General features: G+C 35.3%; 24 protein-coding genes and 3 pseudogenes. 14 read left to right on the top strand and 13 right to left on the bottom strand.

Translation table 11 applies throughout. The features are described from left to right. Positions 1 to 7: 7 nt before the first annotated feature. On the bottom strand, positions 8 to 1,051 hold the full coding sequence (locus ACZLO7_RS19325) for a glycosyltransferase family 4 protein (protein WP_464938216.1): 1,044 nt from the start codon (positions 1,049 to 1,051) through the stop codon (positions 8 to 10). 303 nt (positions 1,052 to 1,354) lie between these two features. Beyond that, positions 1,355 to 3,049 carry a methyl-accepting chemotaxis protein gene (locus tag ACZLO7_RS19330; protein ID WP_464938215.1) on the bottom strand — a complete coding sequence of 565 codons (1,695 nt, stop codon included), beginning with the start codon at positions 3,047 to 3,049 and terminating at the stop codon, positions 1,355 to 1,357. Between the two features lie 343 nt (positions 3,050 to 3,392). Here ACZLO7_RS19330 and brnQ point away from each other — a divergent pair, with 343 nt between their 5' ends. The 4 genes and pseudogenes from brnQ to ACZLO7_RS19350 all read left to right on the top strand — a co-directional run. Beyond that, a complete protein-coding gene (gene brnQ / locus ACZLO7_RS19335; protein ID WP_464938214.1) occupies positions 3,393 to 4,712 on the top strand; it encodes a branched-chain amino acid transport system II carrier protein in 1,320 nt (439 codons plus the stop codon). Positions 4,713 to 4,918: 206 nt separating this feature from the next. Continuing rightward, positions 4,919 to 6,494: pseudogene (locus ACZLO7_RS19340) on the top strand (FMN-binding glutamate synthase family protein). Positions 6,495 to 6,857: 363 nt separating this feature from the next. Next, a complete protein-coding gene (locus ACZLO7_RS19345; RefSeq protein ID WP_464938213.1) occupies positions 6,858 to 7,034 on the top strand; it encodes a helix-turn-helix domain-containing protein in 177 nt (58 codons plus the stop codon). Between the two features lie 21 nt (positions 7,035 to 7,055). Then, positions 7,056 to 7,367, top strand: a pseudogene (locus ACZLO7_RS19350) (helix-turn-helix domain-containing protein); the annotation flags it as partial. A gap of 8 nt (positions 7,368 to 7,375) precedes the next feature. Here ACZLO7_RS19350 and ACZLO7_RS19355 read toward each other — a convergent pair. The 3 genes from ACZLO7_RS19355 to ACZLO7_RS19365 form a co-directional block, all read right to left on the bottom strand. Next, on the bottom strand, positions 7,376 to 7,573 hold the full coding sequence (locus ACZLO7_RS19355) for a hypothetical protein (protein WP_464938212.1): 198 nt from the start codon (positions 7,571 to 7,573) through the stop codon (positions 7,376 to 7,378). Positions 7,574 to 7,728: 155 nt separating this feature from the next. After that, positions 7,729 to 8,418: a zf-HC2 domain-containing protein gene (locus ACZLO7_RS19360; RefSeq protein WP_464938211.1), complete on the bottom strand. Its 690-nt coding sequence runs from the start codon at positions 8,416 to 8,418 to the stop codon at positions 7,729 to 7,731. 2 nt (positions 8,419 to 8,420) lie between these two features. Further along, positions 8,421 to 8,897 (bottom strand): RNA polymerase sigma factor, encoded by a 477-nt coding sequence (locus ACZLO7_RS19365; RefSeq protein ID WP_464938210.1) that lies wholly within the window; start codon positions 8,895 to 8,897, stop codon positions 8,421 to 8,423. A 495-nt stretch (positions 8,898 to 9,392) separates the two neighbouring features. Here ACZLO7_RS19365 and ACZLO7_RS19370 point away from each other — a divergent pair. Continuing rightward, positions 9,393 to 9,728: pseudogene (locus ACZLO7_RS19370) on the top strand (hypothetical protein); the annotation flags it as partial. 61 nt (positions 9,729 to 9,789) lie between these two features. Here the strand turns inward: ACZLO7_RS19370 and ACZLO7_RS19375 are convergent. Both ACZLO7_RS19375 and ACZLO7_RS19380 read right to left on the bottom strand, forming a co-directional pair. Beyond that, positions 9,790 to 11,559 carry an IS1182 family transposase gene (locus tag ACZLO7_RS19375; RefSeq protein WP_511261366.1) on the bottom strand — a complete coding sequence of 590 codons (1,770 nt, stop codon included), beginning with the start codon at positions 11,557 to 11,559 and terminating at the stop codon, positions 9,790 to 9,792. Between the two features lie 449 nt (positions 11,560 to 12,008). Then, a complete protein-coding gene (locus ACZLO7_RS19380) occupies positions 12,009 to 12,608 on the bottom strand; it encodes an NUDIX domain-containing protein (protein WP_464939603.1) in 600 nt (199 codons plus the stop codon). 194 nt (positions 12,609 to 12,802) lie between these two features. On the opposite strand from ACZLO7_RS19380, the gene ACZLO7_RS19385 reads away from it, so the two are divergent. Continuing rightward, positions 12,803 to 13,123 (top strand): tyrosine-type recombinase/integrase, encoded by a 321-nt coding sequence (locus tag ACZLO7_RS19385; RefSeq protein ID WP_464939608.1) that lies wholly within the window; start codon positions 12,803 to 12,805, stop codon positions 13,121 to 13,123. 70 nt (positions 13,124 to 13,193) lie between these two features. Here the strand turns inward: ACZLO7_RS19385 and ACZLO7_RS19390 are convergent, their stop codons facing one another. The 3 genes from ACZLO7_RS19390 to ACZLO7_RS19400 form a co-directional block, all read right to left on the bottom strand. Next, a complete protein-coding gene (locus tag ACZLO7_RS19390; RefSeq protein WP_464939602.1) occupies positions 13,194 to 13,688 on the bottom strand; it encodes a S4 domain-containing protein in 495 nt (164 codons plus the stop codon). Positions 13,689 to 13,931: 243 nt separating this feature from the next. Further along, positions 13,932 to 15,260 (bottom strand): NAD-dependent malic enzyme, encoded by a 1,329-nt coding sequence (locus ACZLO7_RS19395; RefSeq protein ID WP_464939601.1) that lies wholly within the window; start codon positions 15,258 to 15,260, stop codon positions 13,932 to 13,934. A 533-nt stretch (positions 15,261 to 15,793) separates the two neighbouring features. After that, a complete protein-coding gene (locus tag ACZLO7_RS19400) occupies positions 15,794 to 16,294 on the bottom strand; it encodes a sigma-70 family RNA polymerase sigma factor (RefSeq protein ID WP_464939600.1) in 501 nt (166 codons plus the stop codon). A 226-nt stretch (positions 16,295 to 16,520) separates the two neighbouring features. Between ACZLO7_RS19400 and ACZLO7_RS19405 the strand changes: the two genes are divergently transcribed. From ACZLO7_RS19405 to ACZLO7_RS19420, 4 genes are all read left to right on the top strand, one after another. After that, a complete protein-coding gene (locus ACZLO7_RS19405; RefSeq protein ID WP_464939599.1) occupies positions 16,521 to 16,997 on the top strand; it encodes a competence protein ComK in 477 nt (158 codons plus the stop codon). A 340-nt stretch (positions 16,998 to 17,337) separates the two neighbouring features. Next, positions 17,338 to 18,264 carry an LCP family glycopolymer transferase gene (locus ACZLO7_RS19410; RefSeq protein ID WP_464939598.1) on the top strand — a complete coding sequence of 309 codons (927 nt, stop codon included), beginning with the start codon at positions 17,338 to 17,340 and terminating at the stop codon, positions 18,262 to 18,264. 256 nt (positions 18,265 to 18,520) lie between these two features. Next, on the top strand, positions 18,521 to 19,642 hold the full coding sequence (locus tag ACZLO7_RS19415) for a C40 family peptidase (protein ID WP_464939597.1): 1,122 nt from the start codon (positions 18,521 to 18,523) through the stop codon (positions 19,640 to 19,642). A 537-nt stretch (positions 19,643 to 20,179) separates the two neighbouring features. Further along, the gene (locus ACZLO7_RS19420) at positions 20,180 to 20,929 is read left to right on the top strand and encodes a C40 family peptidase (RefSeq protein WP_464939596.1); all 750 of its coding nucleotides are present in this window, start codon (positions 20,180 to 20,182) and stop codon (positions 20,927 to 20,929) included. A gap of 158 nt (positions 20,930 to 21,087) precedes the next feature. Here ACZLO7_RS19420 and ACZLO7_RS19425 read toward each other — a convergent pair whose 3' ends face one another. Further along, complete coding sequence (locus tag ACZLO7_RS19425) at positions 21,088 to 22,527, bottom strand: S1C family serine protease (RefSeq protein ID WP_464939595.1); 1,440 nt, start codon at positions 22,525 to 22,527, stop codon at positions 21,088 to 21,090. Between the two features lie 148 nt (positions 22,528 to 22,675). Here ACZLO7_RS19425 and ACZLO7_RS19430 point away from each other — a divergent pair, with 148 nt between their 5' ends. The 4 genes from ACZLO7_RS19430 to ACZLO7_RS19445 all read left to right on the top strand — a co-directional run bounded on the left by ACZLO7_RS19430 (position 22,676) and on the right by ACZLO7_RS19445 (position 25,081). Then, complete coding sequence (locus ACZLO7_RS19430; protein ID WP_464939594.1) at positions 22,676 to 23,761, top strand: CapA family protein; 1,086 nt, start codon at positions 22,676 to 22,678, stop codon at positions 23,759 to 23,761. Positions 23,762 to 23,858: 97 nt separating this feature from the next. Continuing rightward, positions 23,859 to 24,581, top strand: coding sequence for a WecB/TagA/CpsF family glycosyltransferase (locus ACZLO7_RS19435; protein ID WP_464939593.1), 723 nt, complete (start codon positions 23,859 to 23,861; stop codon positions 24,579 to 24,581). Between the two features lie 89 nt (positions 24,582 to 24,670). Further along, the gene (locus tag ACZLO7_RS19440) at positions 24,671 to 24,793 is read left to right on the top strand and encodes a hypothetical protein (RefSeq protein ID WP_464939592.1); all 123 of its coding nucleotides are present in this window, start codon (positions 24,671 to 24,673) and stop codon (positions 24,791 to 24,793) included. 147 nt (positions 24,794 to 24,940) lie between these two features. Next, entirely contained in the window at positions 24,941 to 25,081 is a 141-nt protein-coding gene (locus ACZLO7_RS19445; RefSeq protein WP_464939591.1) for a hypothetical protein, read from the top strand. A gap of 185 nt (positions 25,082 to 25,266) precedes the next feature. Here the strand turns inward: ACZLO7_RS19445 and ACZLO7_RS19450 are convergent, their stop codons facing one another. Both ACZLO7_RS19450 and ACZLO7_RS19455 read right to left on the bottom strand, forming a co-directional pair. Next, on the bottom strand, positions 25,267 to 25,593 hold the full coding sequence (locus tag ACZLO7_RS19450) for a DUF5658 family protein (RefSeq protein ID WP_464939590.1): 327 nt from the start codon (positions 25,591 to 25,593) through the stop codon (positions 25,267 to 25,269). A 612-nt stretch (positions 25,594 to 26,205) separates the two neighbouring features. Beyond that, the gene (locus ACZLO7_RS19455; RefSeq protein ID WP_464939607.1) at positions 26,206 to 26,760 is read right to left on the bottom strand and encodes a biotin transporter BioY; all 555 of its coding nucleotides are present in this window, start codon (positions 26,758 to 26,760) and stop codon (positions 26,206 to 26,208) included. Between the last annotated feature and the right edge of the window lie 21 nt (positions 26,761 to 26,781).

Here is a 26,781-nt window from a genome sequence, read left to right on the forward strand (position 1 = left end):
TCTTTTATTATTTACTTTTACGCACTAAATTTAATAGCGGTCTATAATTTGATCCTACAAGTCCTATCACTTCTACAAATAATTCAATGGCAACAAGCAATACCGTTATGAGTAGAATGGCTCCCCATACCTTAGCCATAGAGAAAACAAGAGCTGCAAGGCCGAACATCGAGGCAATACCATAAATGATTAATACAGTTTGACGATGTGTGAAACCAACATTTAATAAACAGTGATGTAAATGTGACTTATCTGGTGAAAATGGTGGTTGTTTATTTAATAAGCGGCGAACAATCGCAAAAAATGTATCCGAGATTGGTACGCCAAGCATGATAATCGGAATAACTAATGAAACAAATGTAACGCTTTTGAATCCTAGTAAAGCCAAAACAGAAATCATGAAGCCAAGGAACAATGCCCCGGTATCCCCCATGAAAATTTTCGCAGGATGGAAATTGTAAAATAAAAACCCGATAGTACTTACAGCTAACATTGTAGCCATGATAATAACAAATGTATCTCCCATGATAAAGGCCATTCCAGCAAGTGTTACCAACGCAATGGTTGACACACCGGCAGCAAGACCATCTAGTCCATCAATTAGATTAATCGCATTCGTAATACCCACAATCCAAATAATTGTCACTGGGATACTTAAGAAACCGAAATCAAATTCTCCATTGCTGAATGGAAGGTTGATGGTATCAATTTGAATTCCACCAAAAAATATTACGATTGTAGCAGCAATTAACTGACCAAGTAATTTAGCCTTCGCTGAAATCTCAAACATATCATCAAGGACACCTGTCACAATAATGACAAAGCTCCCAATTAATAGAGGAAGCATTGCTTCATGCTTAGGTTGTAAAATCAAAATCCCTATGAGGAATGCAAGATAGATGGCTAAGCCACCAAGTCTTGGCATAATTTTAGCATGCACTTTTCGATGATTTGGACGATCGACCGCACCGACACGAAATGCGAGTCGTTTCACAAGCGGAGTCAGTAAAATTGAAGCTATAAATGCTACAATCCATGCAAGGTATGTCATACCCTTCCTCCTTAATAACCCTTTTCATTTATATTTTATAGACACATAAAATATGCATCCACTATATTTACAATTTATTTACAATGTATTATAGCATGAAATACTAGAAAACACACTTCGTTTCACAGAAATTATACTTTCTTAAACTCTATTCATTTCGTTTATAGGACGACGCGTCTCATTCAATAGTTCCACCTTCTACAGAAAAATTCCCCCAACAATGCAGTTAGGAGAAGCATTACGGCATTTTCTTTTTATTGTACCCCCCTCTCAGGGGGGCTAAACATTTTCCATATATTACATCTATCTGCGCATCTCAAACTTCGTTGTTGATTGATGCATTGTCATCGCTTGTTCAGAAACGTCATGTATACGTGATGACAGTAATTCAATAGTCGATAGATTATCACTTACGAACATTGTCGTCTCTTCAATATGTTCGGTATTTTGAAAAATGGCATCATTTAACTGATGAATGAGCATTTTGGTGCTTTCCTTTTCTTTTTCAACAGTTCGGATTTGTTTGGACATTGCGTTAAACTGATCACGCGTATCGCCTATATATTGTATGATAATTGTCATTTGCTGTGCCGCTTGTTGAATTGCTGTTGCACTTTCTTCTGATGTTATGAGACCCGCTTTAAAAGTATTCGCCATTGTTGTGCCTTGCACAGTTATATCATCGGACAAATTATGAATATTGTGAGCAGCATTTGAAACTTCTTCCGCTAATTTACGGACTTCTTCTGCAACAACCGCAAACCCCTTCCCTGCTTCTCCAGACCGTGCCGCTTCAATTTCAGCATTCAAGGCTAACAAATGCGTTTGTTTGGCAATCTGTTTCACTAAAAGAGAGACACGGACAATTTCATCTGTCCGCTTTTGCAAAAGTATTCTTTCCTGTTCTGCTTCTATTAGAAGTTGCTGTAGTCCTGTCATTTTGCTTACAGCTACATTCATCGAAACACTACTATCTTCCACATACTGTTCCGCTTGAAGCCCTTTTTCGGACAGTTGCTCTACTTGGCCTACCATTTGTTGCAAATTATCTGAGAAGCGTTCCATAAATGCAACAATGCCATCCGATGAATGTTGCTGTGCTTTTGCATTTTGCAAAGATTCTTTAAGTGAAACTGATACAACTTTAGATCCTTCTAAAGATTGTACTGAATAATTTTGCAGGACATGACTGTCACTAGATATTTCGTGTGCTGATGATTTAATTATTTGGAGCATTTCTACAAGTTGATGCTTCATATGATTCATCGCTGTTGAAACTTGTCCTATCTCGTCATTCGTATGAGTTGGTAAATCAGCAACGCTTAAATTACCTTTTGAAATACTACCTGCTGTTCCTGCAACTAACTCAAGTTGGTGTCGAATTTGTCGATTTGTAATCATCATTAGTACTGTCGAGATTGCCACTGCAAGTATAAAAGAAGCGCATAATACGATTAAAGTGCGTTTCTGACTTTCATTCATATTTTGTAAAATCTGTTCGCGTTCCATTGATGCTCCAGAGCGGATTTTATGTAAGGTTTTTTCAATATTGTCGTACGATTGATAAACCGAGTTCAGTTGACGCCGTTTTGCGATATTGTCTTTTTTCTCCACTGATACTTTCAAGCGTTTTATGTATAGTTCATGAATCCTTTTTTGTTCCACTTCGATTGCTTCCAAGTTCACCGGTAGTACAACATCACCAGATTTTTTTAGTAAACTTTCAAGAGTAGAAATCGATGTATTATAGGATGTATCATGCGTAGGAAGAGGATCTCCTGCATAATGGATGATTGCTATATATAATGTACTAAATTCCTTTGATAACATATCTATGTCATTAATATTTTTCGATAAACTATCAAGTTCTTGAGACCATTTTCTATTCTCATTTACTTGAAAGATGAGTGTGACCGTCATAATTGCGAATAATAGTAAAGTAATACTAAGTGAAAGAAAATATTTCTTCCTCAAGTCCATTTTATTCCATTTAAACATGTATATTACCCCTCCTTAAAAGTAATCTAGCATATAAAATAGACTAAAAGTTTCATTCTACAAACTCTTAACAGTTCCTTTACACTATCTTCACAAATATTTTACGTGTAATGAAAGCGTTTTAATACCACAAAGTTCTTGATTAAGAAAAAACCTACTATCTTGTCTTTTTTTTAGGTTCCATTCTTATCATATTCATGTTAAGGTTGTTTAGTAACTTTTATAACTTTTGTAATTTGAATTTTCAGATTACAAAGAATATTTATTTATCTGAAGAAAAATTAGTGTTTTGTTTTCATAGATGAAATCATTACGCAAGTAAATTTCCAAAGGAGCTTTTTTTATGCAGAACAAATCTTTATCTCTTGGGGAGCAAGTCGCTGTAGGCTTAATGCTTTTCGCATTATTCTTAGGTGCAGGTAATATCATCTTCCCACCACAATTGGGTCAACAAGCTGGAGAATCATTTAGTCTAGCAATGCTTGGATTTTTAATCACTGGTGTCGGTTTACCTTTAATTGGTGTCATCACTGTCGCTAAATCTGGCGGTCAGTTACAAGATATGGCCGGTAAGGTTCACCCTGTTTTTGGAATCGTATTTACTTCCATCGTCTACTTAGCAATTGGACCATTCTTCGCCATTCCACGTACAGGTACAGTTTCTTATGAAATTGGTGTTGTACCATTTCTAACTGATGCGATGAAAGATTCACCAATCCCCCTATTATTAACTACGATTGTGTTTTTTGGGATTACTACTTTCTTTGCTTTAAACCCAACTAAATTGGTTGACCGTGTAGGTAAAATTCTTACACCTATTCTTTTATTAGTAATTGCGTTATTAGCAGCGAAAAGTATTATTACACCAATGGATGGTCCAGGTGAAGCCGTTGGTAAATATACTACACAGCCTTTCACAGAAGGTTTCTTGCAAGGTTACTTAACAATGGACTTCTTAGCAGCACTAATATTTGGGATTGTTATTATCCAAGCCCTACAAGCTAAAGGAGTAACAGAAAGCTCTAAAATTGTTAAAACTACTATTTTCGCCGCATTCATTGCTGCAGCTGGTTTAGCTTTAGTTTATATATCACTAGGTTATATTGGGGCATCAAGTTTCCAAACAATTGGCGCTCAAGGTAGTGGCGCAGAAATTATCGAAAAATCCGCAAACGTTCTTTATGGTAATTTCGGTAATGCTCTATTATCAGCAGTTATCCTGCTCGCTTGTCTAACAACTTCAATCGGTCTATTAACTGCATCATCACAATTCTTTGCAAAACTATTCCCGAAAATTCCGTATAAAGGTTTAGTATTTATATTCGCAATTTTTAGTACGGTCATTTCAAACTTTGGTTTAGAACAACTAATTAAAATCTCTTTACCAATACTTTTAGCAATCTACCCGATTGCAATCGTGTTAATGTGCTTAGCTTTAATCGATAAATTCTTCAGTGGCGCATCAATTGTTTACACAGTTGCATTAATTGCTACTGCTCTGGTTAGTGTATATGACGGTTTACATGTCGCAAATTTGGACATCCCAGCTTATGCAAACTTATTAAAGCACTTACCTTTATATGCAGAGGGTATTGGTTGGTTAGTTCCTGCAATCGTTGGAACGATAATTGGTTGGATTATTTCATTATTCATAAGAAAATAAGATACTTTACATTAAACTACCCAGAACTTAACGTTCTGGGTAGTTTTGCGTTAATTTAAATTAACCTTACTGATTATTTTGGTAGTAAAGCATTTTCTGTATTGTTTATCTATTTTCAGACTCTTGAACCTATCTCAAATTGTGATATGTTATATAAGTTATTGATATAGATTAAGATTTTTATATAAAAAAGGGGTGTGCGGCATATGGGGTGGTTTGAAGGTATTTCTTCTATATTACTCATATTGCTAGTCGTTTTAGTCGTTATTCCATTAATTTCTGTAATCTTTTTGTATTACCTTGACCGTCATCAAAAGCAACATGCTATTCTAAGAAACTTTCCTATTTTAGGAAGAATGAGATATATCCTTGAAAAGGTCGGTCCTGAATTCCGTCAATACTTATTTGATGATGATCATTTAGGGAAACCGTTTAATCGCGAAGATTTTCTACATATTGTATTACCTGGGAAATACTTAGGGAACGTCATTGGTTTCGGTTCTAAACGCGATTTTGGATGAAGCTGGATTTTATATACGGAATGCAATGTTTACGAAACAAGTGGATGAATTACATGTCGATGCAGAGGAACGTATTCACACAAAGAAATATGTAATGGATGCGGATAATCTATTTTCACGTAAAGAACACACTGAAGATGTTGATATCAATCCATGGCTTTTATCAGAAGACAATGCTGTTGTAATCGGTTCTAATTGCCGTGAGCCTTTCCACGTTCGTAGCTTAGTTGGTCAATCTGCTATGAGTTACGGTGCACTTGGAAAAAATGCCATCACTGCGCTATCAAAAGGAATTGGTATGGCGAAAGGCTCTTGGATGAATACCGGTGAAGGTGGTATTTCAGAGCACCATTTAGTAGGCAAAACAGATTTAATCGCACAAATCGGATCTGGTCTCTTCGGTTATCGTACAAAAGATGGTGAATTCAGTTGGGATAAGCTCGCTGAAAAAGCAGCCATGCCTCATGTAAAAGCATTTGAATTAAAATTGGCGCAAGGTGCTAAAACACGTGGAGGCCACGTTGAAGCAGAAAAAGTTACTGAAGAAATTGCTAATATCCGGAATATAGAACCATTCGTCACTATTAATAGTCCAAACCGCTTCCGTCAATTTGATGACTTCCCTACTCTATTTGATTTCATCGAAAAGATTAGAGAACATGGAGGTCTTCCTGTAGGTATTAAAATTGTTGTGGGTAGTCCACAAGATGCGGATGAGTTAGCTGCTTATATGAAGGAATCTGGTAAAGGTCCTGATTTCATATCAATTGATGGTGCTGAAGGTGGTACGGGCGCTACATTCCAAGATCTAGCTGATGGTGTTGGCTTACATATACATTCTGGCCTAGTGTTATTACAAGGTGCTTTGGTTCGTCATGGTGTTCATGATCGCGTGAAAATTATCGCATCAGGGAAAATTATTACACCTGACCGTGCAGCTGTCATGCTCGCTTTAGGTGCAGATTTAATCAATATTGCTCGTGGCTTTATGATATCAGTCGGCTGTATTATGGCACAACGTTGTCATTCAAATGATTGTCCAGCAGGCGTAGCTACAACGAATCCTAAGTTACAAAATGGACTGATTATTGATGAAAAAAAATACCGTGTAACGAACTATATCGTTTCCATGCGTGAAGGTCTTTTCCGTGTAGCAGCTGCTGCTGGACTTGATTCCCCTACAAAATTTAGTAGTGAACATATTGTTTATAAGGATGCTTATGGTCGAATATTCTCTGTTGAGGATTTAGATAAGAAATAGCATATTTTAGAGGAAGCATTTCGCAACTGCGGAATGCTTTTTTTATACAAAAGGCTGTTTTCGTAAAGATTGTTGCTAATGGCATAACAAAAGATTAATATACCGTTTCACGGTGAAATTAGACGTAATTAGTTTATTTAGCTATCAGGGCAGGTTAGCGGAAGAAGGATAATGGGATTGCATTATTAATTAAGATAAACATTTAAAATCATCTCCTATCAACTCAGGATATTAAGTTCCTATGAATAGGATAAGAAAGCCATTAAAATTCACTTATAAAAACGTAAAGGAGACACTACTTCAATTTGAACTGCACCCCAATTATTAGACACAGTATAACAATCAGGAGGTGCAGTTTTTCATATGCCAAAATTTACGGTAGAAGATAAATTAGGAGCTGTAAAACGCTATCAGTTGGGTATAGAAAGTATGAACTCGATTGCGAAATCAGTCGGCACAGCACGATCAAACCTTTTAAATTGGATTAAACAATACGAAACTAATGGAATTGAGGCGTTTATAAAGTCCTATACAAGTTAATCTTTAGAGTTTAAACTAGACGTACTCAATTATATGAACGAAAATGGGACGTCTTCAATCGAAGCCGCTGCACTATTTAATATTCCTTCACCTGGATTGATAAGGAAGTGGTCGAAAATCATCGAAACCAAAGGAGTAGACGCCCTAAAACTAAAGAAAAAGGGGCGTTCATCCATGAAAAAGAAAATGAAGAACACTGAACTCACTGAAGAATCAATTGAGGCTTTACAAGCAGAAAATGAACGTTTACGTATGGAGAATGCTTATTTAAAAAAGTTGAATGCCTTAGTTCAAGAAAAGGAAGCATTACAACGAAAGACAAAGCGCAAGTAGTGTATGAACTAAGGAACGAATTTACCCTTTGCTTCAGTATGATATTTTCTAGACTTCCCCTTGAAGGCCCCACGTTCTTTTGCAAGTATAATCCCTTCTCGCTGTGCTTTTTTATTTCGATTACGCTCTTCTTCTACCATCCACGATAAAAGAGTCAAAACTAAATCAATTACCAGCTGCCCCACGCCGAGTTTTAATACATTCATTTTAAAAAAAGAAACTTCTTAACGGATTCGGTTGTGAGGAATATACGCTCTCCTCTTTTTTAACGATTAAGCAGGGGTCTTCTTTAGTATTGATATTTTTCTTTTCTTGAAGAAATTAATTTTCATGGTAGTTGAAGTGCATAAAATCCTTACTTTTAATTAAAGTGGAACATATTCTCTATTTCTTCGCTTGCTTTGGGCAAATCCATTCCCTTTTTCCAAATCAAAATATTATCCTTTGGGGATCCATAATACAACGCCTTTATCCCCTCACCACGAACTATTTCTTGGTCCTTAATGTCAATAATGTCATATCCCTTTTCCAAAATACCTAGTGGTTGTACCGCCTCTTGCTTAATAATTGGCCGTAAAGGAATGATATATAAGTTACCTTCCTCATCCATATCGTATTTTAAGCTATTCAAACTATAACCATCATTTATCTCGGCATAATAGACAATTTTGCCATCTGCCATTTCACTAATGTTCTTTATCTCTACCACATCTGTCGGAACGCTTGTGATGTTCCAATGAAATAAACCAAAATATCCAAGTATGATAAGAGAAATAAATAATGCACTAATTATTCCCCCTTTAATAAATGATTTGGCTCTTGAACGGTTCCAGAAAGAAGAAATATTTTTTATAACATTACCATCATTTTTATTTCTTTCAATTTCTTCTTTTGGTAATTTTAAATCAGCTTGTATACTGTCTAATTCCATTTTGCAACTATCACACTCGACAAGGTGTTCTTCTACCATTCTTTTGCTATCACCACTGCATACGTTGTCATAATACAATGGAAGCAAATCTTTAACTATTTCACATGATACTTTACTCAATTCTATTCCTCCTTCAGCAAGTCTTGAAGTTTACGTTTCGCTCGGTGAAATGTGACTCTCGCCCAACTTTCTGTTCTCTCGAAAAGTTCACTTATTTGTTTAAAGGAAAGTTCTCCAAATACTCTTAACGTGAAAACTTCCTTATAAGGCTCTTCTAAGCGACGTAAGACTTTATGAATACGGAAAGTCTCTTCTTTATTTAGTATCATTTCTTCAATACTATTTTCATTTTCTTCAGGTATCTCGTCTTTATCAAACCGCTTTTGTTTGTCGAGATAGGTAAAGTATGTGTTTTTTGCTATTTGACAAAGCCAAACATTGAGTTTACATTTCCCATTAAATTTATCAATGTTTTTTAATGCTTTAAAAAATGTTTCTTGTGTTATTTCTTCAGCTATCTTTTCGTTACGACTTAAAAATAGTACAAATGAGTATACCTCTCGAAAATATTGATTATAAATACTCTCAAATTCAGTCACATTTCAACCTCCTTTCATAAGTAAGACTAAGTTAAGAGGGTTTCGTTACAAAAAAATAAAAAATTGGCAGACTTATACGTCTGACATTAAGTCATATTCTATTTGCAAAATCGCATTCCTTCTATAACTATCCTCCCTGCCCCTTTAACTGCATAACAAAAAAGAAGCATTTCAGCTTCTTTTAATTGAAGCACCGATTAGTGGAAGAATATAGTTTGATTTCAACTTTATCTCATCTTCACTTCATCTTTACATGCTGCGTTTATATTAGTACTTGTAACACCCAATAAAACAATGAAAAGAGGTTTTAAAATGTTAAATCCTAAGACAAAATTATTCACTGCACTTGGAATTTCAACAGTATTATTAGTAGGAGCTGGCAGTACCTATGCTGCTCAAAAAGAAAGAAATGAATCGGTAGAAACTGTGAATTCTATTAAAGCACCAACTCCTGAAGAAATTCAAACAGTATTAGAAGGTAAACCTACACCTCCAAATATTAAAGTCGAAGGTTTATTTTCTACAAATGGTAAACCTGATTATACTGCAGACTTTTATTTGAACGATGGAATTTTATTGTCTTTATTAAAAATAAACGCACAAGAATTAAAACAAGAATTGGCAACAGGAAAATCTGTGGTGGAGATTGCAGCTTCTAAAAACGTTTCTAAACAACAAGTAATTAATGTCATTGCAAAAACACAGGCTGATGCACAACTTCAGGGTGAAAATAATGGCAATAGTAGATCATACGAGCAAATGTTAAAAAATATTGAACCAATAGTAATACAAGTTATCGAGCATAAAACTGAAACTCCATGGAAGAAATAAATTAACTAATCAGTAATAAAACGATGGTTCTCCCTTACCATACAACAAAAGAAGGGGCTGTCTAATAAGTCCCTAAAATAAAAGTTCCAAAGAAAAACGTACTGTTTTTCTTTGGAACTTTTTTCGTTTTTCTCTGTTTTGGTGAAAATAGCTGGAGGATTCCAGCTATTTTCAGTAAATTGTGGGCCATTGCCACAATGCCGTACTCCGTTCTCACTTTTTCTAAACCTCGAAGTGAGAATCGACGAAACGACCGATTGCCCTTGATATGACCAAATACACTCTCTACCTCGATTTTCCGTCGAGCGTAAATTTGTGCGTTTGGTTCAGACCAAAGGCTAGTTTGTGCTTTTGCTTTGAGTTCTTCATAAACGGTATTGTAGTGAATCTGTCGATTCCCTTTAGATTTTGAACATTGTGCTTTCAATGGGCAATCTGTACAATCTTCACATTCATATATTTTGAAGTCTCGTGAAAAACCATATTTATCTGTACGTGTAGAATAACGTTTAAAAGGTACTTTTCGATTGTTAGGGCATATGTATGTATCATCTTGTTCGTTGTAAACCCAGTTACTTGCATGACGAATGTCTTTTTTATAACTTCGTTTTTGTTCACTTAAAAATGTGCCATAAGGAATCAATGCCTGAAATTCTTGGTCCATTGAATAGAGATAATTGCTTTCACTTCCATAACCGGCATCTGCTATGACGTTTTTTGGGAACGGAACGGATGATTTTTTCAATTCTTCCAAATGTGGAATAAAGCATCGTGTATCAGTTGGACGTTGATGCAGAGTATAAAAAAGAATGAATTGATTTTCTGTTGCCATTTGTATATTGTAACCCGGTTTTAATTGTCCATTTTGCATGTGATCTTCTTTCATCCGCATGAATGTGGCGTCGGTATCCGTTTTAGAATAGCTATTGCGCTCACCGAATAACTGTTGTTGGTATTCATACTTTTCAAGGCGTGGACGAAAATCTTCACGAATTTGCTTTTTGAGTTTCTTGGATTCGCTTAACTTTCTACGTTTTTCCTTTCGGGCTTCTGGTTCTGTTTCATCTTGGAATTCTTTGGTTTGCTTGCTGATTTGGCGTGTAAGAATCTCTTCTGCTTGTTCTAGCTTCTCTTTTGGCGTAATAGAGGACTGGTTGTCCTCACTCACGATAGAGCATTCATCCCCTTTTACGACAGATTGAATAAATTGATAAGTCTCATCAATTTTCTCTTTCAGTTTTTCTTCAAAACGAGTTGTTGCTTTTTTCCATACAAAAGAATACTTATTAGCGTTAGCTTCAATCTTTGTGCCATCTAAAAAGTAGTTTTCCATTGTTATATACTTTTGTTCGATAAGTTGATGAATCATTTTTTCAAATAATAGTTGAATTCGTTCAACCATAAACGATGTTCTGAAACGGTTAATTGTACGATAATCTGGTTTTTGCATCGCAGCTAGCCACATTGCTGGGAGATTTTCATTCAGTAATTTGGCGATTTCTCGGCAAGAATATACTTTTTGCGAATACGCATAGAGAAGGACTTTTACCATCATTTTAGGATGATATGCACTGCGACCACCACCTTTGTATGGTTCGAAGAAGTATTCATCGTCTATTCCTTCGATCATTTCATCCACTACTCGCGCAATATGATTAATTGGAATAAGGTCTTGAAGATCGAAGAGGCATATACTTTGTTGGTTATTATATGGAATGAATGTAGGGTTTTCATTTTGATTTCTAGAAACGAGAGTTTCTTCCCCAATTTCTAGTGGAAGCGTTGTTTGAGTCATGTTATAATTTTCGTTAGTAGTCTTTGGATTGCTCATAAAAAATCGCCCTTTCCGTAATTGTTTGTTTTGTCACTTACATTTTACAAGAAAAGGCGATTTTTTTGTATTTAAATTTAAAGAAATAGGGCTGCACTCAAAAGTCGGTTTTCACCGACTTTTGGGACAGCCCCTTCTTTCCTTTTCCTCTTACAATTCTATGAATTTCTTATTGAACTAACCTCCCTCTTAAGATGAGAAGCCTTATTTACTCATATTTGATGATAAAAATAAGCCTCATCTTTTCACCATTAAAACAGAAATTGATACGTTACTAAAAACTTTAGATTTTTCCCTTTAAAAAAGATCACTTATTGGTCTTTTTTATTTTGTACTTATTCAACTCCTGCCCCTTTAGTTGAATACTGAGTTTAGTATTTTATTGAATTAATTGCCCCTTTACATAACAACTTCGAAACTGGTTGGTTTCGTTATGCTTACCCCATTCTCTACCTCAAAACAATCCCTGATTTTATCCCATCCAAATTATCCTGAAAAAACGCCTTCGTCTCTGTTAGCTTTAGATGTTCATCCACTTCATCAATCTTCACAAACACAACTTCACTAATCTCCTCCGTTTTTGGTTTTAACTGAGCCCTATCACCTAAAAACTCCAAGAGAAACATATGCGTGACTTGCCGTTCGAAATGTAGTTTTACTTTCATAGCAGCTGGAAATTCAAATTCAAGCGTGCCTAGTTCACCTATAACCCGGAAGTCTCTCGTCCCGGTTTCCTCATCAAGCTCCCTGAATAACGCTTCCTGAATATCCAGATCCTCTCTTTTTATGCCCCCCTTCGGAAAATCCCATTCGGGTTTAACCTCCATCGATTTTTCCGTGTCCATGACTTTTCCTTTTTTCACTAACAGGATGGTATCATCCGATTTAATAATGCCTCCTACAGCATATCTAATCATAGCTTCAGCATTTCTTTTTTTAATGTTTGGTTTGGTTTGGTTTGGTTTGGTTAGGATTCCGTCCATTTCTTCTGTCTTCCAACAATTCATTAAGTCCAAATCGTTTTTTTGATAATCCTGATCCTTTGTCATTTAAATTTCCCCTCTCCTAATTAGATTTTGATCAAAAATTTTATTACTCTTGTTTAATTAACCTGTTCCGTTAGTAAAATATCAATATGTCTATATTTCGATAGATGGCAAGAATCCCTTTAATAATAACTTTTTAGGAGGTAGACACAATGTTACTGTCAAAAGCATGGGAAGCATTCTAATCTGACAAACGAATTGAAGGTTTTTCCCCACAGACATTGAAAGCTTATAGAATCCAAGCATCATTACTAATTACATTTTTTAAGGTTATAGAAATAACAAATATAGAAACAAATATACTGAAAGAATATATTTCGGTTTCAGGGAAGCATTTAAAACCCTCTAGCCTTTCACATAGAATTCGCTTTATGAGGTCTTTGTTTCGGTGGTCTCATGAAGAAGGATACCTACAGATGAATCCCGCCTCAAAAATTAAAGAGCCTAAAGTGGGAAAACGAATACCTAAGTATTTATCTGAAAAGGAAATTAAACTTCTTCGTGAAACTTGTAGTTGAGTAATTTTAAATATCCTATTCACTAATTTTCAGGTTTAGTTCGGTTGCTAAATGTTTTTCATGTTTTTCATCAAACGAAAATGGAAATACGTTCTCCCTTTGACAATCTTGAACTAGGTTTAATGACTTGTTCATTTAATTGAATCGTTCCTTTTTCAATCTTTTCTATGATAAGTGATCGACTCCAATCCTCAATTTGGTTTGCAAGTACTTTATCAATTCGATGTTTTCCTATCACATCATCTAGTACAATGTGTATTATCTTTACTCCTTGTTCTGCTAAGCTGCTTATTGGAATGGCTGACATAATTGAAGATTCTTCTTTCTGCTCTTCAATTTCAGCAATATGCTCTGAGAACGTGTTATAAATAGCTAACTTTTTGTTCCACGTATGATTTTTTTCGCATTTATAAATCGCATATTTGTATATGCTTTTTCCGTTTGAGTTATGCCTTCTCACATTGGTGTCCGTAAAAACTGATAATTTGCCACACATTTTGCAGTGCTTCTTTACAGCTCGTTCTGGTATTTGAGAAAGTTTCCAGTGAAATGTTATATTTAACATTAATCCTTCACCTCTTATTAAGATAAGGTATGCAAGCATCTATTTGGATATCTTGCTGCGCAGTATAGTATAAAATAAAATTAAAAAAATTAAAAAGGAGATCCCACACAAGGACCTCCTTTCTTATCTCACTATTCTGCCTCTTTAGTTGAAGAAGCTCTTGTAAATAAAAAGACTGTAGAAAACTCGTTTTTTTCGAGTTTGTCTACAGTCTGAAACCGCTAGATAATCGGTCTTTTGTTATTAATCTAAATTTGACATCTCTATTAAAGCTACTCGTTCAACAGCTTCAGCTACTGATTTATGGACATTTGGATCCAGTGGGTGTGGTACAAGATCACCGTTTCGCGTTGCATCTACAATGGCATTAGCCGCAGCTAATAACATTGGGTACGTAATACTTTTAACATTGGCATTTAATGCACCTCTGAAAATCCCTGGGAAGCCTAGAACATTGTTGACAAGGCGTCCATCTGCAGCAAATGATGCTCCAGCAGCAATCGCATCTTCAGGTGTAATTTCTGGGTATGGATTTGAAAGAGCCAAAATGATTTGTCCTTCGCGCACCATTGACGGTTTAATCAGCCCAGATACTCCTGTCGTTGCAATGACGATATCGCATTTTGCCATCATTTCTTCAACTGATCCTACTACTGTTCCTCCAATACTACGCAGACGAGCTAATGCTCTTTCTTGCGTGTCCGCACCACATACTTCTTTAACACCATAGGCCATTAGCATACGGCAAATTGCTTGCCCTGCTGCTCCAAGGCCAATTTGACCAACTACAGCATCTTTTAATTCAACTCCGGCATAACGACAAGCTGATATTACTGCAGCTAATGTAACAACGGCTGTTCCATGTTGATCATCGTGCATAACAGGAATTGAAAGCTCGGCCTTTAAACGCTCCTCAATTTCGAAGCAATGTGGCGAACCAATATCTTCTAATAAGATACCACCAAAACCTTTTGCAATATGTTTTACTGTTTCAACTACCTCATCAGGATTACTTGTATCGAGTAAGATCGGAATACCACTAATACCAGCAAATTGATCAAATAGTACAGCTTTACCTTCCATAACAGGCATACCTGCAACTGGTCCAATATTCCCCAATCCTAGAATAGCCGTACCATCTGTAACAATTGCAACAGTATTACCAATACTTGTGTAGTAGTGTGCTTTTTCTGGTTCTCTTTGGATTTCTTGGCATACATTCGCCACACCAGGTGTATAAATTCGACGTAAATCACTTAATGAACGCACGTCTACACGACTCGTCATATGAATTTTCCCACCTTCGTGCGCTTTCATGACGTCATCAGATACTGAACGGACGTGAATATTGTCGGCAATATTATTAATGGCATCGACAATTTTATCGAGCTGAGCGATATCTGTACATGTACATGAAATATCACGAATCGTAGATAAAGCGCCGATCTTCATTGTTTTTATATCACCAATATCACCACCAATTGAGCCAATTGCTGTTGCAACTTTTGCCAAATTCCCTGGCTGAGATGGTGTTTCTACTATTAAATTACGAATAATGCTTTGAACGCTCAATTTCTTTCCTCCCAAATATGCAAACGTTTTAATGTTCATGAAATTTATAATACTACTCTATATACTATACGTAAATACGTTTGCCTATTAAAATCATAAAAAACCATAAATATTCGCGAATTAATGCTTTTTTTGCTATTTTTGTTACTTTATTTCTTCAATTGAGTATTTTACTTAACGTATCACATTCATAATCCCATTTACAATTATTACTCCTTATAGAATCTACAAAATAGAAAAACGCATGATTTTAACTTCATGCGTTTTCGTGAAGTATTAGTATATACTCTTAACATTAGTAACTTTTTTCTTGGTCCACTCAATTATGTTACTGAATACTAGTAATTCGACAACCTACACGTACTTCAAGCTCCTGGTTCTCAGTTGCCTATGACTTTTTCTGCATCATACCTTGTATCGCTTCCAAGGAAGCAGCTCATTTCGACATTTATTACGGTAATCTGATAACTTTTTTTCAATTTCGCTTAGTTTTTATCAGACTTTTTCCTTCCATCACTACGAAAGGGTGAACTTTACTTGATTTTTTTAAGGCTTTTCATTTTTCCTTCTCGTATTTGCTTCATAATCCGATCTCTTCTTTTTTTAATCCCACCTTTTGTGAGCCCTACCATAACCGCTAATTCGTCATAACTGTATCCTTTTATATACAATAGAATGAGCAACTGTAAGTCCTTTGGTGGTAGTGCTTCTAAAATAGTATCTAGTATATGTGTATCTGACTTTACTACGTGTCTGTTTATTGTCAATGATTCTAACGTATCTGACTCGGCAGGTATATTACGTTCTTCATTGCGCGACTCTTTTTTCAATTCATCTAAAACGGCACCTTGGATACATCTATAAGCATATGGAGCAAAGTCACCTCGACTGTCTTCATATTTTGACCAAGCTTTCCAAAGTCCGATACGTGCTGCTTGTCTATATTGCTCGTGTTCTCGGTAAATACGACAGCGTTTTATAACACTTGTAATCATTGGTTCGAATTGTGCTAAAACAATTTCAAATTGCTCCATTAGATGGCCTTTCTAGTTGTGCACAACACTTTTATTCCCGGGTAATACTTATCGTATATGGGATTATAGTTTAAGACGAATGACTATAGTTAACGTTCGATACATGAAATTCAACGTTTCCTCTGTACTTACTCTACTAATTATTTATAATATTTGGAAAATATACAATATTTTGTTGATTTAAGTTGGTTATTTTCGTATGATGGATGAAAATGCGAGGTGTTTGATGATGTTTGATAAGGATTTAGATTTAATCACTACCAATTCATTTGTTTTATCTCCTGTATTTGAAGGAAAGACGAAGTCGAAGGTAATGACTAAAGATGGATATTTACACTCGACTTTAACGCCTATTCAGTTACTCCAAAAGATATGTATTCGCTATGGTTCCACTTTTCAAGGTCGTATTGATGCAGTAAAAGAGCTCCTAGGTTATTCAAAAAAGCTTCCACTTTATATCGGCGAAGGAATTTACGCATATCCGACACGATCGCCTTATCACCCTGAGTGTGTATGGGTGTTTTATCATAATTATCGATATGAGGCATATAGTAAAGGACAGACAATTCTTTATTTTGATAATGGCGAAATAATTATATTGGATGTTTCTTTACATACAGTTATGGAGCAACAGCAACGATTAGCCTCAATTATTTTATCTTTGCGCTTTAATAAACAGCAAACACTAATTCGTCGAAAGTAATACGATAAAGCTCCCTTTCTTAAGAAAAGTGAGCTTTTTTTATTATTCAAAACACATTCTATGTTGTATTAAACTACCTATAATGCCGAATTTGAAATAAAGAAAAATAGATGCAACGATAGCAATCCCTCATTTCCATTACGTATTCCCACTACCTATTAAGACATTAATTTCGGTAAATCGATAGATAAAACGACATTTGTCGATAACACATATTGTTTGCGATTATTTGTATAATTTTATCAATTTAAAGGAAGTTAAATAACAGGTAAAATTGTCGACGTTTTTCGCGATTATACACAGAAGAGTCGAATCTCCTGTTTTTGGAGGTATAATATCAATGGAAATTGAGATAGAAAAGAAGAAGAAAAAAAGAAAATGGCCGTGGATTATTGGCATAATTATTTTAGGAATTGGTATGTATGTATGTAACGTATATGCCAATTTAACTTCTAATTTAAAAAGGGTGCATGTAGAAATTGATCGAGAAAAATCCGATATGAGGGTGGAAAAAGTCCATTTAGAGAAAAAAGAGCCGTTTTCCATTTTGCTATTGGGTGTAGATCAACGGAAGAATGATAAAGGACGATCGGATACGATTATTGTACTAACGATCAATACTAATGAAGGAAGTACGAAAATGTTAAGTATTCCGAGAGATACATATACCAAAATTGTTGGTCACGGGACGAGTGATAAGCTGAATCACGCTTATGCTTTTGGAGGTATTAAAATGGCAATGGCCTCAGTCGAAAATTTACTAGATATCCCGATTGATTATGTAACGGAAGTGAATATGGAAGCTTTCCAAGATATTGTAGATGCTGTTGGCGGCATTACAGTAAATAATGAGCTTACATTTAAAGAAGAAGGCTATAGCTTTCCAAAAGGAGAAGTTAAATTAGACGGTGAACATGCTCTCGCATATGTACGTATGAGGAAGGAAGATCCTGCCGGGGACTTTGGTCGACAAGAACGACAAAAACAGCTCATTCAAGGGATTTTAAAAGAAGGTGCTTCTGTTAGTAGCCTATGGAAGTATAAAAACATTTTCAATGCACTTGGTGACAATATTTCAACAAATTTAACATTTGAACAAATGATGGAGTTACAAAAAAAACATAAAAACGCCATTAATTCTATTGAGCAACTCTATTTTAAAAAGGGTGAAGGACAGACTATTAATGGTATTTGGTATTATATGATGAATAAGAAAGAACTTAAGGATGTATCTGCTGAATTAAAAGCTCATTTAATCTTGAAATAGTTAAATAGTTTATTTTTAATACTATTGATATAATTTTATTATTTTTAATTAGGAATAAAAACCCTTGTTATTTTTATAACAAGGGTTTTTATAGTGTTATATAACCATTACTTTAGAATCTTGTTTTTTAAAAAAATTTTTTGACTATCTTATTACCCCTTTTTACTAATTTCATTGTTTTCTATGTTTTTTTTCACTAGAATGAGGGTACAAAGAACAGGTATGATAATTTGAATTATAAAGAGGAGTGATTTTCATGAAAAAAGCTACCTATTCCATCTTGGCTACAGGTGCACTCGCACTTTGTATTAATAGTCAATCGACAGAAGCAAGTTCAAATACATATACTGTGAAAAGTGGTGATTCTTTATACAAAATCGCACTTAAGCACGGTACAACAGTGGCTAAACTAAAAAAATCAAATAATTTGAAATCAGATATAATTTATCCTAAACAAAAATTGTTACTTTCCGGCAAAGTATCTACACAAATTTCAAAGGTACCCTCTAATAAGGTAAATACAAATGCAATTGCAATTTCTTCATCAAATAATACCGCTACCTATAAAGTGAAAAAAGGCGACACCCTTTCAAAAATTTCAACAAAATATAAAGTGTCTGTCAGCGCAATTCAAAAAACCAATAAAATACAAGATCATCTTATATATGTAGGACAAACGATTAAAATTCCTACTACAACAACGAGCGCAGGTAAACCAACTGGTAATACAACAACAACTAAGCCAGGAACAACAACTAAACCATCAACTCCAACAAATGTCGGTGCTACTACTTATAAAATTGTAGCTGGTGATACTTTATCCGGTATTGCTTATAAATTCGGCATAACGATTACACAATTAAAATCTTGGAACGGTTTGACTTCTGATTTAATACGTGTTGGACAAACATTAAAAGTCAAAAACAGCTCAAATTCTACTACCCAACAAGACAAAGAAAATACAACAAATGTTTCAAAACCAACTACACCAACTGTTTCGACAAATGAAATTAAACAAAAGGCAGTTAACTTAGGTTTATCCTTACAAAATACACCTTATGTATGGGGTGGACAAACTCCATCAGGTTTCGATTGTAGCGGCTTCATTCACTATGTATTTAATACTGCAGGTCTTTCAATGACACGCACAAACGCTGCAGGTTACGAAGCTAGATCTTACTATATTAATACACCTCAAGTAGGTGACTTAGTATTTTTCCGTGATACATATCAAACTGGTATTTCACATTTAGGCATTTATATTGGCAATGGTCAATTCGTACATGCTGGTGGTACACATGTTCAAGTCTCTTCTGTAAACGAACCTTATTGGGCACAGCACTTTGATAGTTACAAACGTTTCTATTCACTTGATTAAATCTTATGTACTGTTGTTATAGAACAATAAACACCAAAAGCATTTCCATGGCGATAATATTGCCTTGGAAATGCTTTTTATATTGTTAAGATGCTCAAAAAACTATTTATAGAACCTCAAGTAATACTCATTCATTACTGAAACGCCTCGTTTAGAACAACTTTAAAGCTCTTTTTAAAATGAAATATTTCAGTAGCAGCTATATTTTGTAACATTATGTTGCAAAACTCTTCGCTAAAAACTTAAATTATCTGATTTAATACATCAATTCAGTTTTTACAAAAATTACTTAACTTTTAAGTACAACTAATTAGTAATTTCCCACCAAAATTTAAACTACAAAGACTTAAATACCACTTACCATTAGAACTTTATCCTCATTTTTGTTACACAACTGTAATATAACTGTAAACGAAATAGCATTGTGTTTCTTTTCTGAATTCTTTAAAGTATTACTTAGTCGAACAAACTAAAATTTACAATAATTATTGAACATTATATACAAAAAATATCGTTGAAAAGTTGGAGGATGAATTGATGAATAAGAAAGCATTATTTACAGCAATCGCATCAAGTACACTTGCTTTAACACTTGCCTTTGGAAGTGCAAAAGCTGCTGAAAACGACAACAACACTAAAGAAAATACAAAAGTTGAAACAGTTGAAGTAACTCAAGTTTCAAATCCTATTGCTACTAAAGTTAATATTCACTTTAAAACAACTGCAAGCTTGAATCTACGTTCTGATGCTTCAACAAACTCAACAGTAAAAACATCTGTTGCTTCAGGCACTGTTGTAAAGGCTTCTTCTAAAAAAACTGTTGGTAACAAAACATGGTACAAAGTTTCAGTAAACGGTAAAGAAGGCTGGATGTCAGGCGCTTACCTATCAAAAACATCAAAAAGCATTACAAAAGCTTCTTCTAGTAACGATTCTGGTAGCGAAATCGTCGATCAAGCACTTCAATATATTGGAATCCCTTATCGTTATGGTGGTACGACTACTTCTGGATTCGATTGCAGTGGCTTTACACAATATGTTTTCCAACAACAAGGTAAATCTATCACACGTACAAGTCGTTCACAACGTAGTGAAACAAGATATACAAGCAACCCACAAGCTGGTGATTTAGTATTCTTCACACAAGGTGGAGGGGCAATTGATCACGTAGCCATTTATATGGGTGACGGTAAAATCGTACATGCAGCTGGAAGCCAAGTTCAAGTACAATCTATCAATAATGGATACTGGAATCGCTATTTACACAGCTACGGTACTTTCAACTAATTAAAATTAATCATCATTGATTTTAGAACCTCTAAGTATTGGACTTTTAGATAAAAGCCCTTTACTTAGAGGTTTTTATGTGTGAAATTAGCAATCCCTACTTCTCTTCTAAAAATCATAAAAAAACCTCGAGCTTTGCTAACTCGAGGTTTTGGTACTTATTCTACTGTTTTTCCATCTGTCGGTGTTTCTGTACCTTGTGTTTCCACAGAATCTTCTTCTTCTTCTTCATCTGCTTTTTCATTATCATCAGTTGGTGGAGTAGTTACATTTTCTTTATCTTTTTCTTTTTCACCAGAACCTGATGTAGGTAGGTCCGAATTTGTTGATAAGATATCAATTTTAGTGAACTGATAATCACCATATCTATCAATAATAATTGTGTATTGGATGGATTGTTTAATCGTTCCTTTAATACCTGTTTTGACGTCTTTGTAAGTATATGTAGAGTTAACATTTGCTGTCGCATAGTCATCATAGACGTGTACTGAGCCAAACGTAAATGTTAAATCTTGATACTGTTTGTCTTTCGATGAATAATTTGCAATCATTTCTTTTGCTGTTGTTGCTGCACTACTGTTTGGTAATAAGTAAGTTTCGTAGTAGTTTTTATTTTTATCTTTGATAGCGTATGGGAATAGTTCATAGTAGCCATTTATATAGTCTTTGATTAATTTTTTATCTAAATAGGCATCTTGCTTATGGTCGTAATCTTCTTCATCGTCTAATTTAATTTCGACATCTTGATCTGCCCATTGGGAGATGAGAGACATAATTGAATAGACAGGGATTGCATAACCAATTTCAGGTTGATCCGTTAATATGATGGAGTTAATGCCGATAACATTACCAGTTGTCGCGTTAATTAGAGGTCCACCACTTGAACCTTGCTCTAAACGTGCTGTGATCTCGTATAGATTTGAATAAGTATATTCATCTGTAAAATTGCCATTTAACGCTCTAATATCGCCTTCTGTTGATGTACCACCTTTGTTATTAGGACTTCCTATGGCAATAACTGGCGTATTTACTTTTGCTTTTGTAGTATCCAGTACAAGCGGGTCTTTTCCTTGCAAACCAGGCACTCGAATTAGTGCAATGTCAGTTTTTTTAGAAATACCAATTACTTGTCCTTGGAATTCTTGACCATGTTCATTTGTCACAAATACATAGGATGCATCTTTTACAACATGGGCATTTGTTATAATGTCCCCTTTTCTATTGAAAAGAAAACCCGATCCTTGTTGCAAGTCCGTATAGACAGTGTACACTTGCGTTTTTGCATTCGCAATAATAGCTGACGTATCATTTTTAGGCATTGTCACATCTGTAACAGCTTCATTCGTAACGCCATCTTTAACATCCGTCGTGACCTTTCCTTCTTTTTTCTCAGAAGTATCATCATCTTCATCTTTTTGTGGTTTTTCCTGAGCTGTTTTTTCGGTATCAGCCACTTTTACATTTGGCTCATCTGTAGCTTCATCATTTTTTGTAAGGAGTGTGTATAATCCAGCAATAACTGCTATGATTAAAATAATGGAAGCCGCTACACGCTTAAAGGATGTTTTTTTCGGTCGATATCTTCTATTATTAGTCACTTTCACATCCACTTCCTGTCTGCATAAAATTCATTACTATTATAGACGGATGAACTACATCTAAAGTTTCAAAAATGTAGTATTCATTTTTCACAAATTTTATCATAGCACAATCTAAAGAAAATGGACTTAGAAAGGATGATTTTCTTTGAAAAATATTCTATTAATTTGTTTTACCCTCTTTTTACTTAGTGCATGCACCATTTCTGAAAAGTATCAACAAATACCATCAAATGAAACTACTACTGATATAAAACCAGAAAAAGTTGAGCAAGCTGCGCCCATCATTAAAGATAAGAAGATTTCTATCGCTATGATTGGTGATATCTTATTGCATACCCAATTATTATATTACCCAGATTACTCCCCTTCTTTTGCAGCGGTGGAAGATACGTTAAAAAGCTATGACTTTCTGCTAGCAAACCAGGAATCCTTGCCCGTAGGAAAAGAATTTGGATTATCTGGATACCCTAAATTTGCAAGCCCAGATTATATTGTTCGCGATTTGAAAGAAGCTGGTGTTGATCTGTTATCAGTAGCTAATAATCACACATTAGATCTTGGTGAAGAAGGTGTTCTTGCTGCCTTAAAAAACATCAAATCTTACGGCTTGCCTTATGTTGGGGCTTATAAATCGGCTAAAGATCGAGAAAAGATGCGTATTATCGATGTTAAAGGTATTAAAGTAGGGACGTTATCTTACACGTACGGAACAAATGATAATGAAACACCTGCAGGGAAAGACTATTTAGTTAATCGTATCAATCTCGAAACCATTCAAAAGGATATCAAAAAAATGCGCCCTATTAGCGACGTTATCATCGTTAATATGCACTGGGGCATTGAATACCAATCTACACCCAATAAGAAGCAAAAACAAATGGCTAAAGTCATCTCCGAAGCTGGTGCAGATATTATTTTTGGCCACCATCCACATGTCTTGCAACCTTATGAGAAAATAACGGCTAAAAACGGACATGAGACGCACGTATTTTACTCTTTAGGTAATTTCTTTGCAGCTCAGCAAGATCCGGCTACTTATGTTAGCGGCATAGCTTCCTTAAGTGTTGTAAAAAATGCTGAAGGGGCTATACGGGTTGTTTCGCCAAGGTTTTCCCCAACTGCGATTATGATTAAAGACGGCTTTTATTATGTAGAACATTTAAAAAATGTTGAAAATCGGGCTTTTAGATCTACTGATTGGGTAAAAGAGACTGTTGGTCTGGATGATTAATAATCATCACATTAAACGCATACGGATTATCCAAGCCCCTTTCAGATGGTTTACTATATAATAGAAAGAAATGCTTTGATGAAGAAAGGTTTTATGTATGAAAAAAATAGATATTTTATCAATTCCGATTGCGGATACTACAAAAAAAGAGTTTGTAAATACAATAACAAAACAAGATGGACAAGTTTGGATCGTAACCGCGAACCCTGAAATTATCATGCTTGCCAAAGAGTTACCTACCTATGAAAAACTATTACACGCCGCTGATTATGTAGTAGCGGATGGAATTGGCGTTGTCATTGGTTCTAAAATGCTCGGCCAACCTTTGCAAGAACGTATTCCAGGATTTGAATTAGTGCATGAGTTTATGGCAGTTGCTAATGCTACCGGAACGCGCAATAAGATTTTCATGTATGGCGGTAAGCCTGGTATTGCAGCTAAAGCGGCTGAGGCGGCAAAAGCACAGTACCCTAATATAGATATAGTCGGTGTCGCTGACGGCTTTGGCGGAGACGGTAACGCTGATGAAGTTGCTTTGAAAGCCTCAGCTCTATCTCCTGACTATGTTTTTGTAGCACTAGGTGCTCCAAAACAGGAAGAATGGATTGCTGCACATCTCGAACAGTTCCCTAACTCCATTTTAATGGGCGTTGGCGGAAGCTTGGATATACTGTCTGGGAACATTGATCGTGCGCCAGACATCTTCCTTAAGCTTAATTTGGAGTGGTTCCACCGTTTGATTACTCAGCCTACTCGCTGGAAAAGGATGTTGAAGATTCCGCAGTTTTTACTCGCTGTGAGGAGAAATGGGCGGAAATGAGTGTTCGTTGGGTAGCAGGGTTGTTTTTTAGATAATATGATTTGGTAAGCCGCCTGATTGGGCGGCTTATTTGTGTTTTGGGGGCTGGCTTGGGGATTGTTGTTCTTATTGCATTGTTTGTTGTATTAACTGCGTTGATTGTTGCATTATCTCTGCTGATTGTTGCGCTAACTGCGATGATTGTTGCGCTAACTCTACTGTTTGTTATTTAGCAGAATATTCACGTCCTTAGAAGATAGATTTTTATTTGAATAAAGGGTAATTTTTCAACTTGCGAAGACTGTAAAGTGTTTGTTGGGTAGCGGGGTTGTTTTTTAGATAATATGATTTGGTAAGCCGCTCGATTGGGCGGCTTATTTGTGTTTTTGAGGGCTGGCTTGGGGATTGTTGCTCTAATTGCATTGTTTGTTGTATTAACTGAGTTGATTGTTGCATTATCTCTGCTGATTGTTGCGCTAACTGCGCTGATTGTTGCGCTAACTCTACTGTTTGTTATTTAGCAGAATATTCACGTCCTTAGAAGATAGGTTTTTATTTGAATAAAGAGTAATTTTTCAACTTGCGAAGACTGTAAATGCTATCAGAATCATAAAATATATTTGAAATTGGGCTTACTTCGGCAAAAGAAAGCCCCTAACCTCCGTAGAGATTAAGGACTAATACCATTAGAGACTGGAACCTACGATTAAACTACTAATGAAATCCACAAAATATGTTGAAAGAACACAACAGTATAAAGGATAATAGCCGCTCCCATTAATAGCTGTAAAGGTTTTCTTAGCTGAACCTTGCTGAGGATGTACAATAACAAAAAGGGAAGCATAACTTTCAACGAATAAAACCCAATAACACTATATTCATATATTATTTGCATAAGTGGATTTGCTTCAGTAATATGGTTATTTCGAATGCCAAAGTCGGTAAATATAGAATCTAAAATGGATAAGATTAATAGAAGTAATCCGGCTAAAAATAGTTTGTTACGTGGAGAAAACGTAAGATTCTTTTCCAAAAAATATCCCTCCTTCATGCAATAGTATACTTGTACTATTCTGGTAAAACCGATGGAGAAATATACTTATAACCGGGGAAATAATTCCAATTACTGATACTGTATTCTTATATATGCTTAAAATTAAATAATATACAGACATGAATCCAACAATTATTCGGAGTTTGAGAGTACAAGCTTCAGAGATTTAAATAATTCTAAACGATGACAAAATAACAAAAAAGCATTTCCAAAAGTGTATGGTGCATTTTTGGAGATGCTTAATTTCAAGAGATATTTCGAAAGCCTGATATTCCATTTTAGCCGCAAAAAATTAGAAGTAAGTAATCAATTTTCAAAATGAGTGAAATTTGAATCAGTGTATAAGATTCTCGTTTTTCCGTTGGCTATATGACATTAAAAATTCAGCTTGTTTTTCTGCAATCTCGATTTTGAAACCTAAATCTTGTAACATTAAATATACTACTTGTCCTTTAACATTCCCTTTAAAAAGCCCTATGAGCCTAAATGTAATGTTTACGAATCGTAAAAGCATCATGCAGTAAAGGAAGCAATTCATCATCTTCTGTTATTAAAATTGCTATCGCTTCTTCATTTGTTAATTTTTTACCCTTAATAACTTCTTGAGCTAGTGTTTGCCAGTTTATTTTGTACTCCTCTTTTCGTTGAATGGATTGTTTTCAACAATGGATATATGCGTATAGCTAATAAACTTGTAAAAATAGCAAGTGCTATGTCAACACCTACCGTACTAAACAACCCTGCTGCAAGTACATGTGATAGGCTAGTTGGTATGTCTAGCCAGAGATTTAATGCTACGTAAAGATAACTGACGCCAAAAGCATAAATGACAGCAGTGCCGATTACATTTGCGATAATAAAATGTTTACGTGTGGGTTGCTCTACACCTTCAATGATGTAGCCGATCGTATAGGCACCTGCAGCAAAGCCAATTAAATAACCAAACGTCGGCTGTAATACATACGTAAAACCTCCGCCTTGTGAAAAAACCGGTAGTCCAGCTAAACCGACGAGAACATAAACCAATTGACTTAGTAAACCTCGCTTACTTCCTAATAATGAACCTGCTAGATACACAACAATAATTTGCAGTGTAAAGGGTACAATCGGTAACGGAATTTTAATAAAGGCTCCAATTGCGGTCATTGCGGCAAAAATCGCGACTAG

Source organism: Viridibacillus sp. d25.2, from assembly GCF_055456015.2.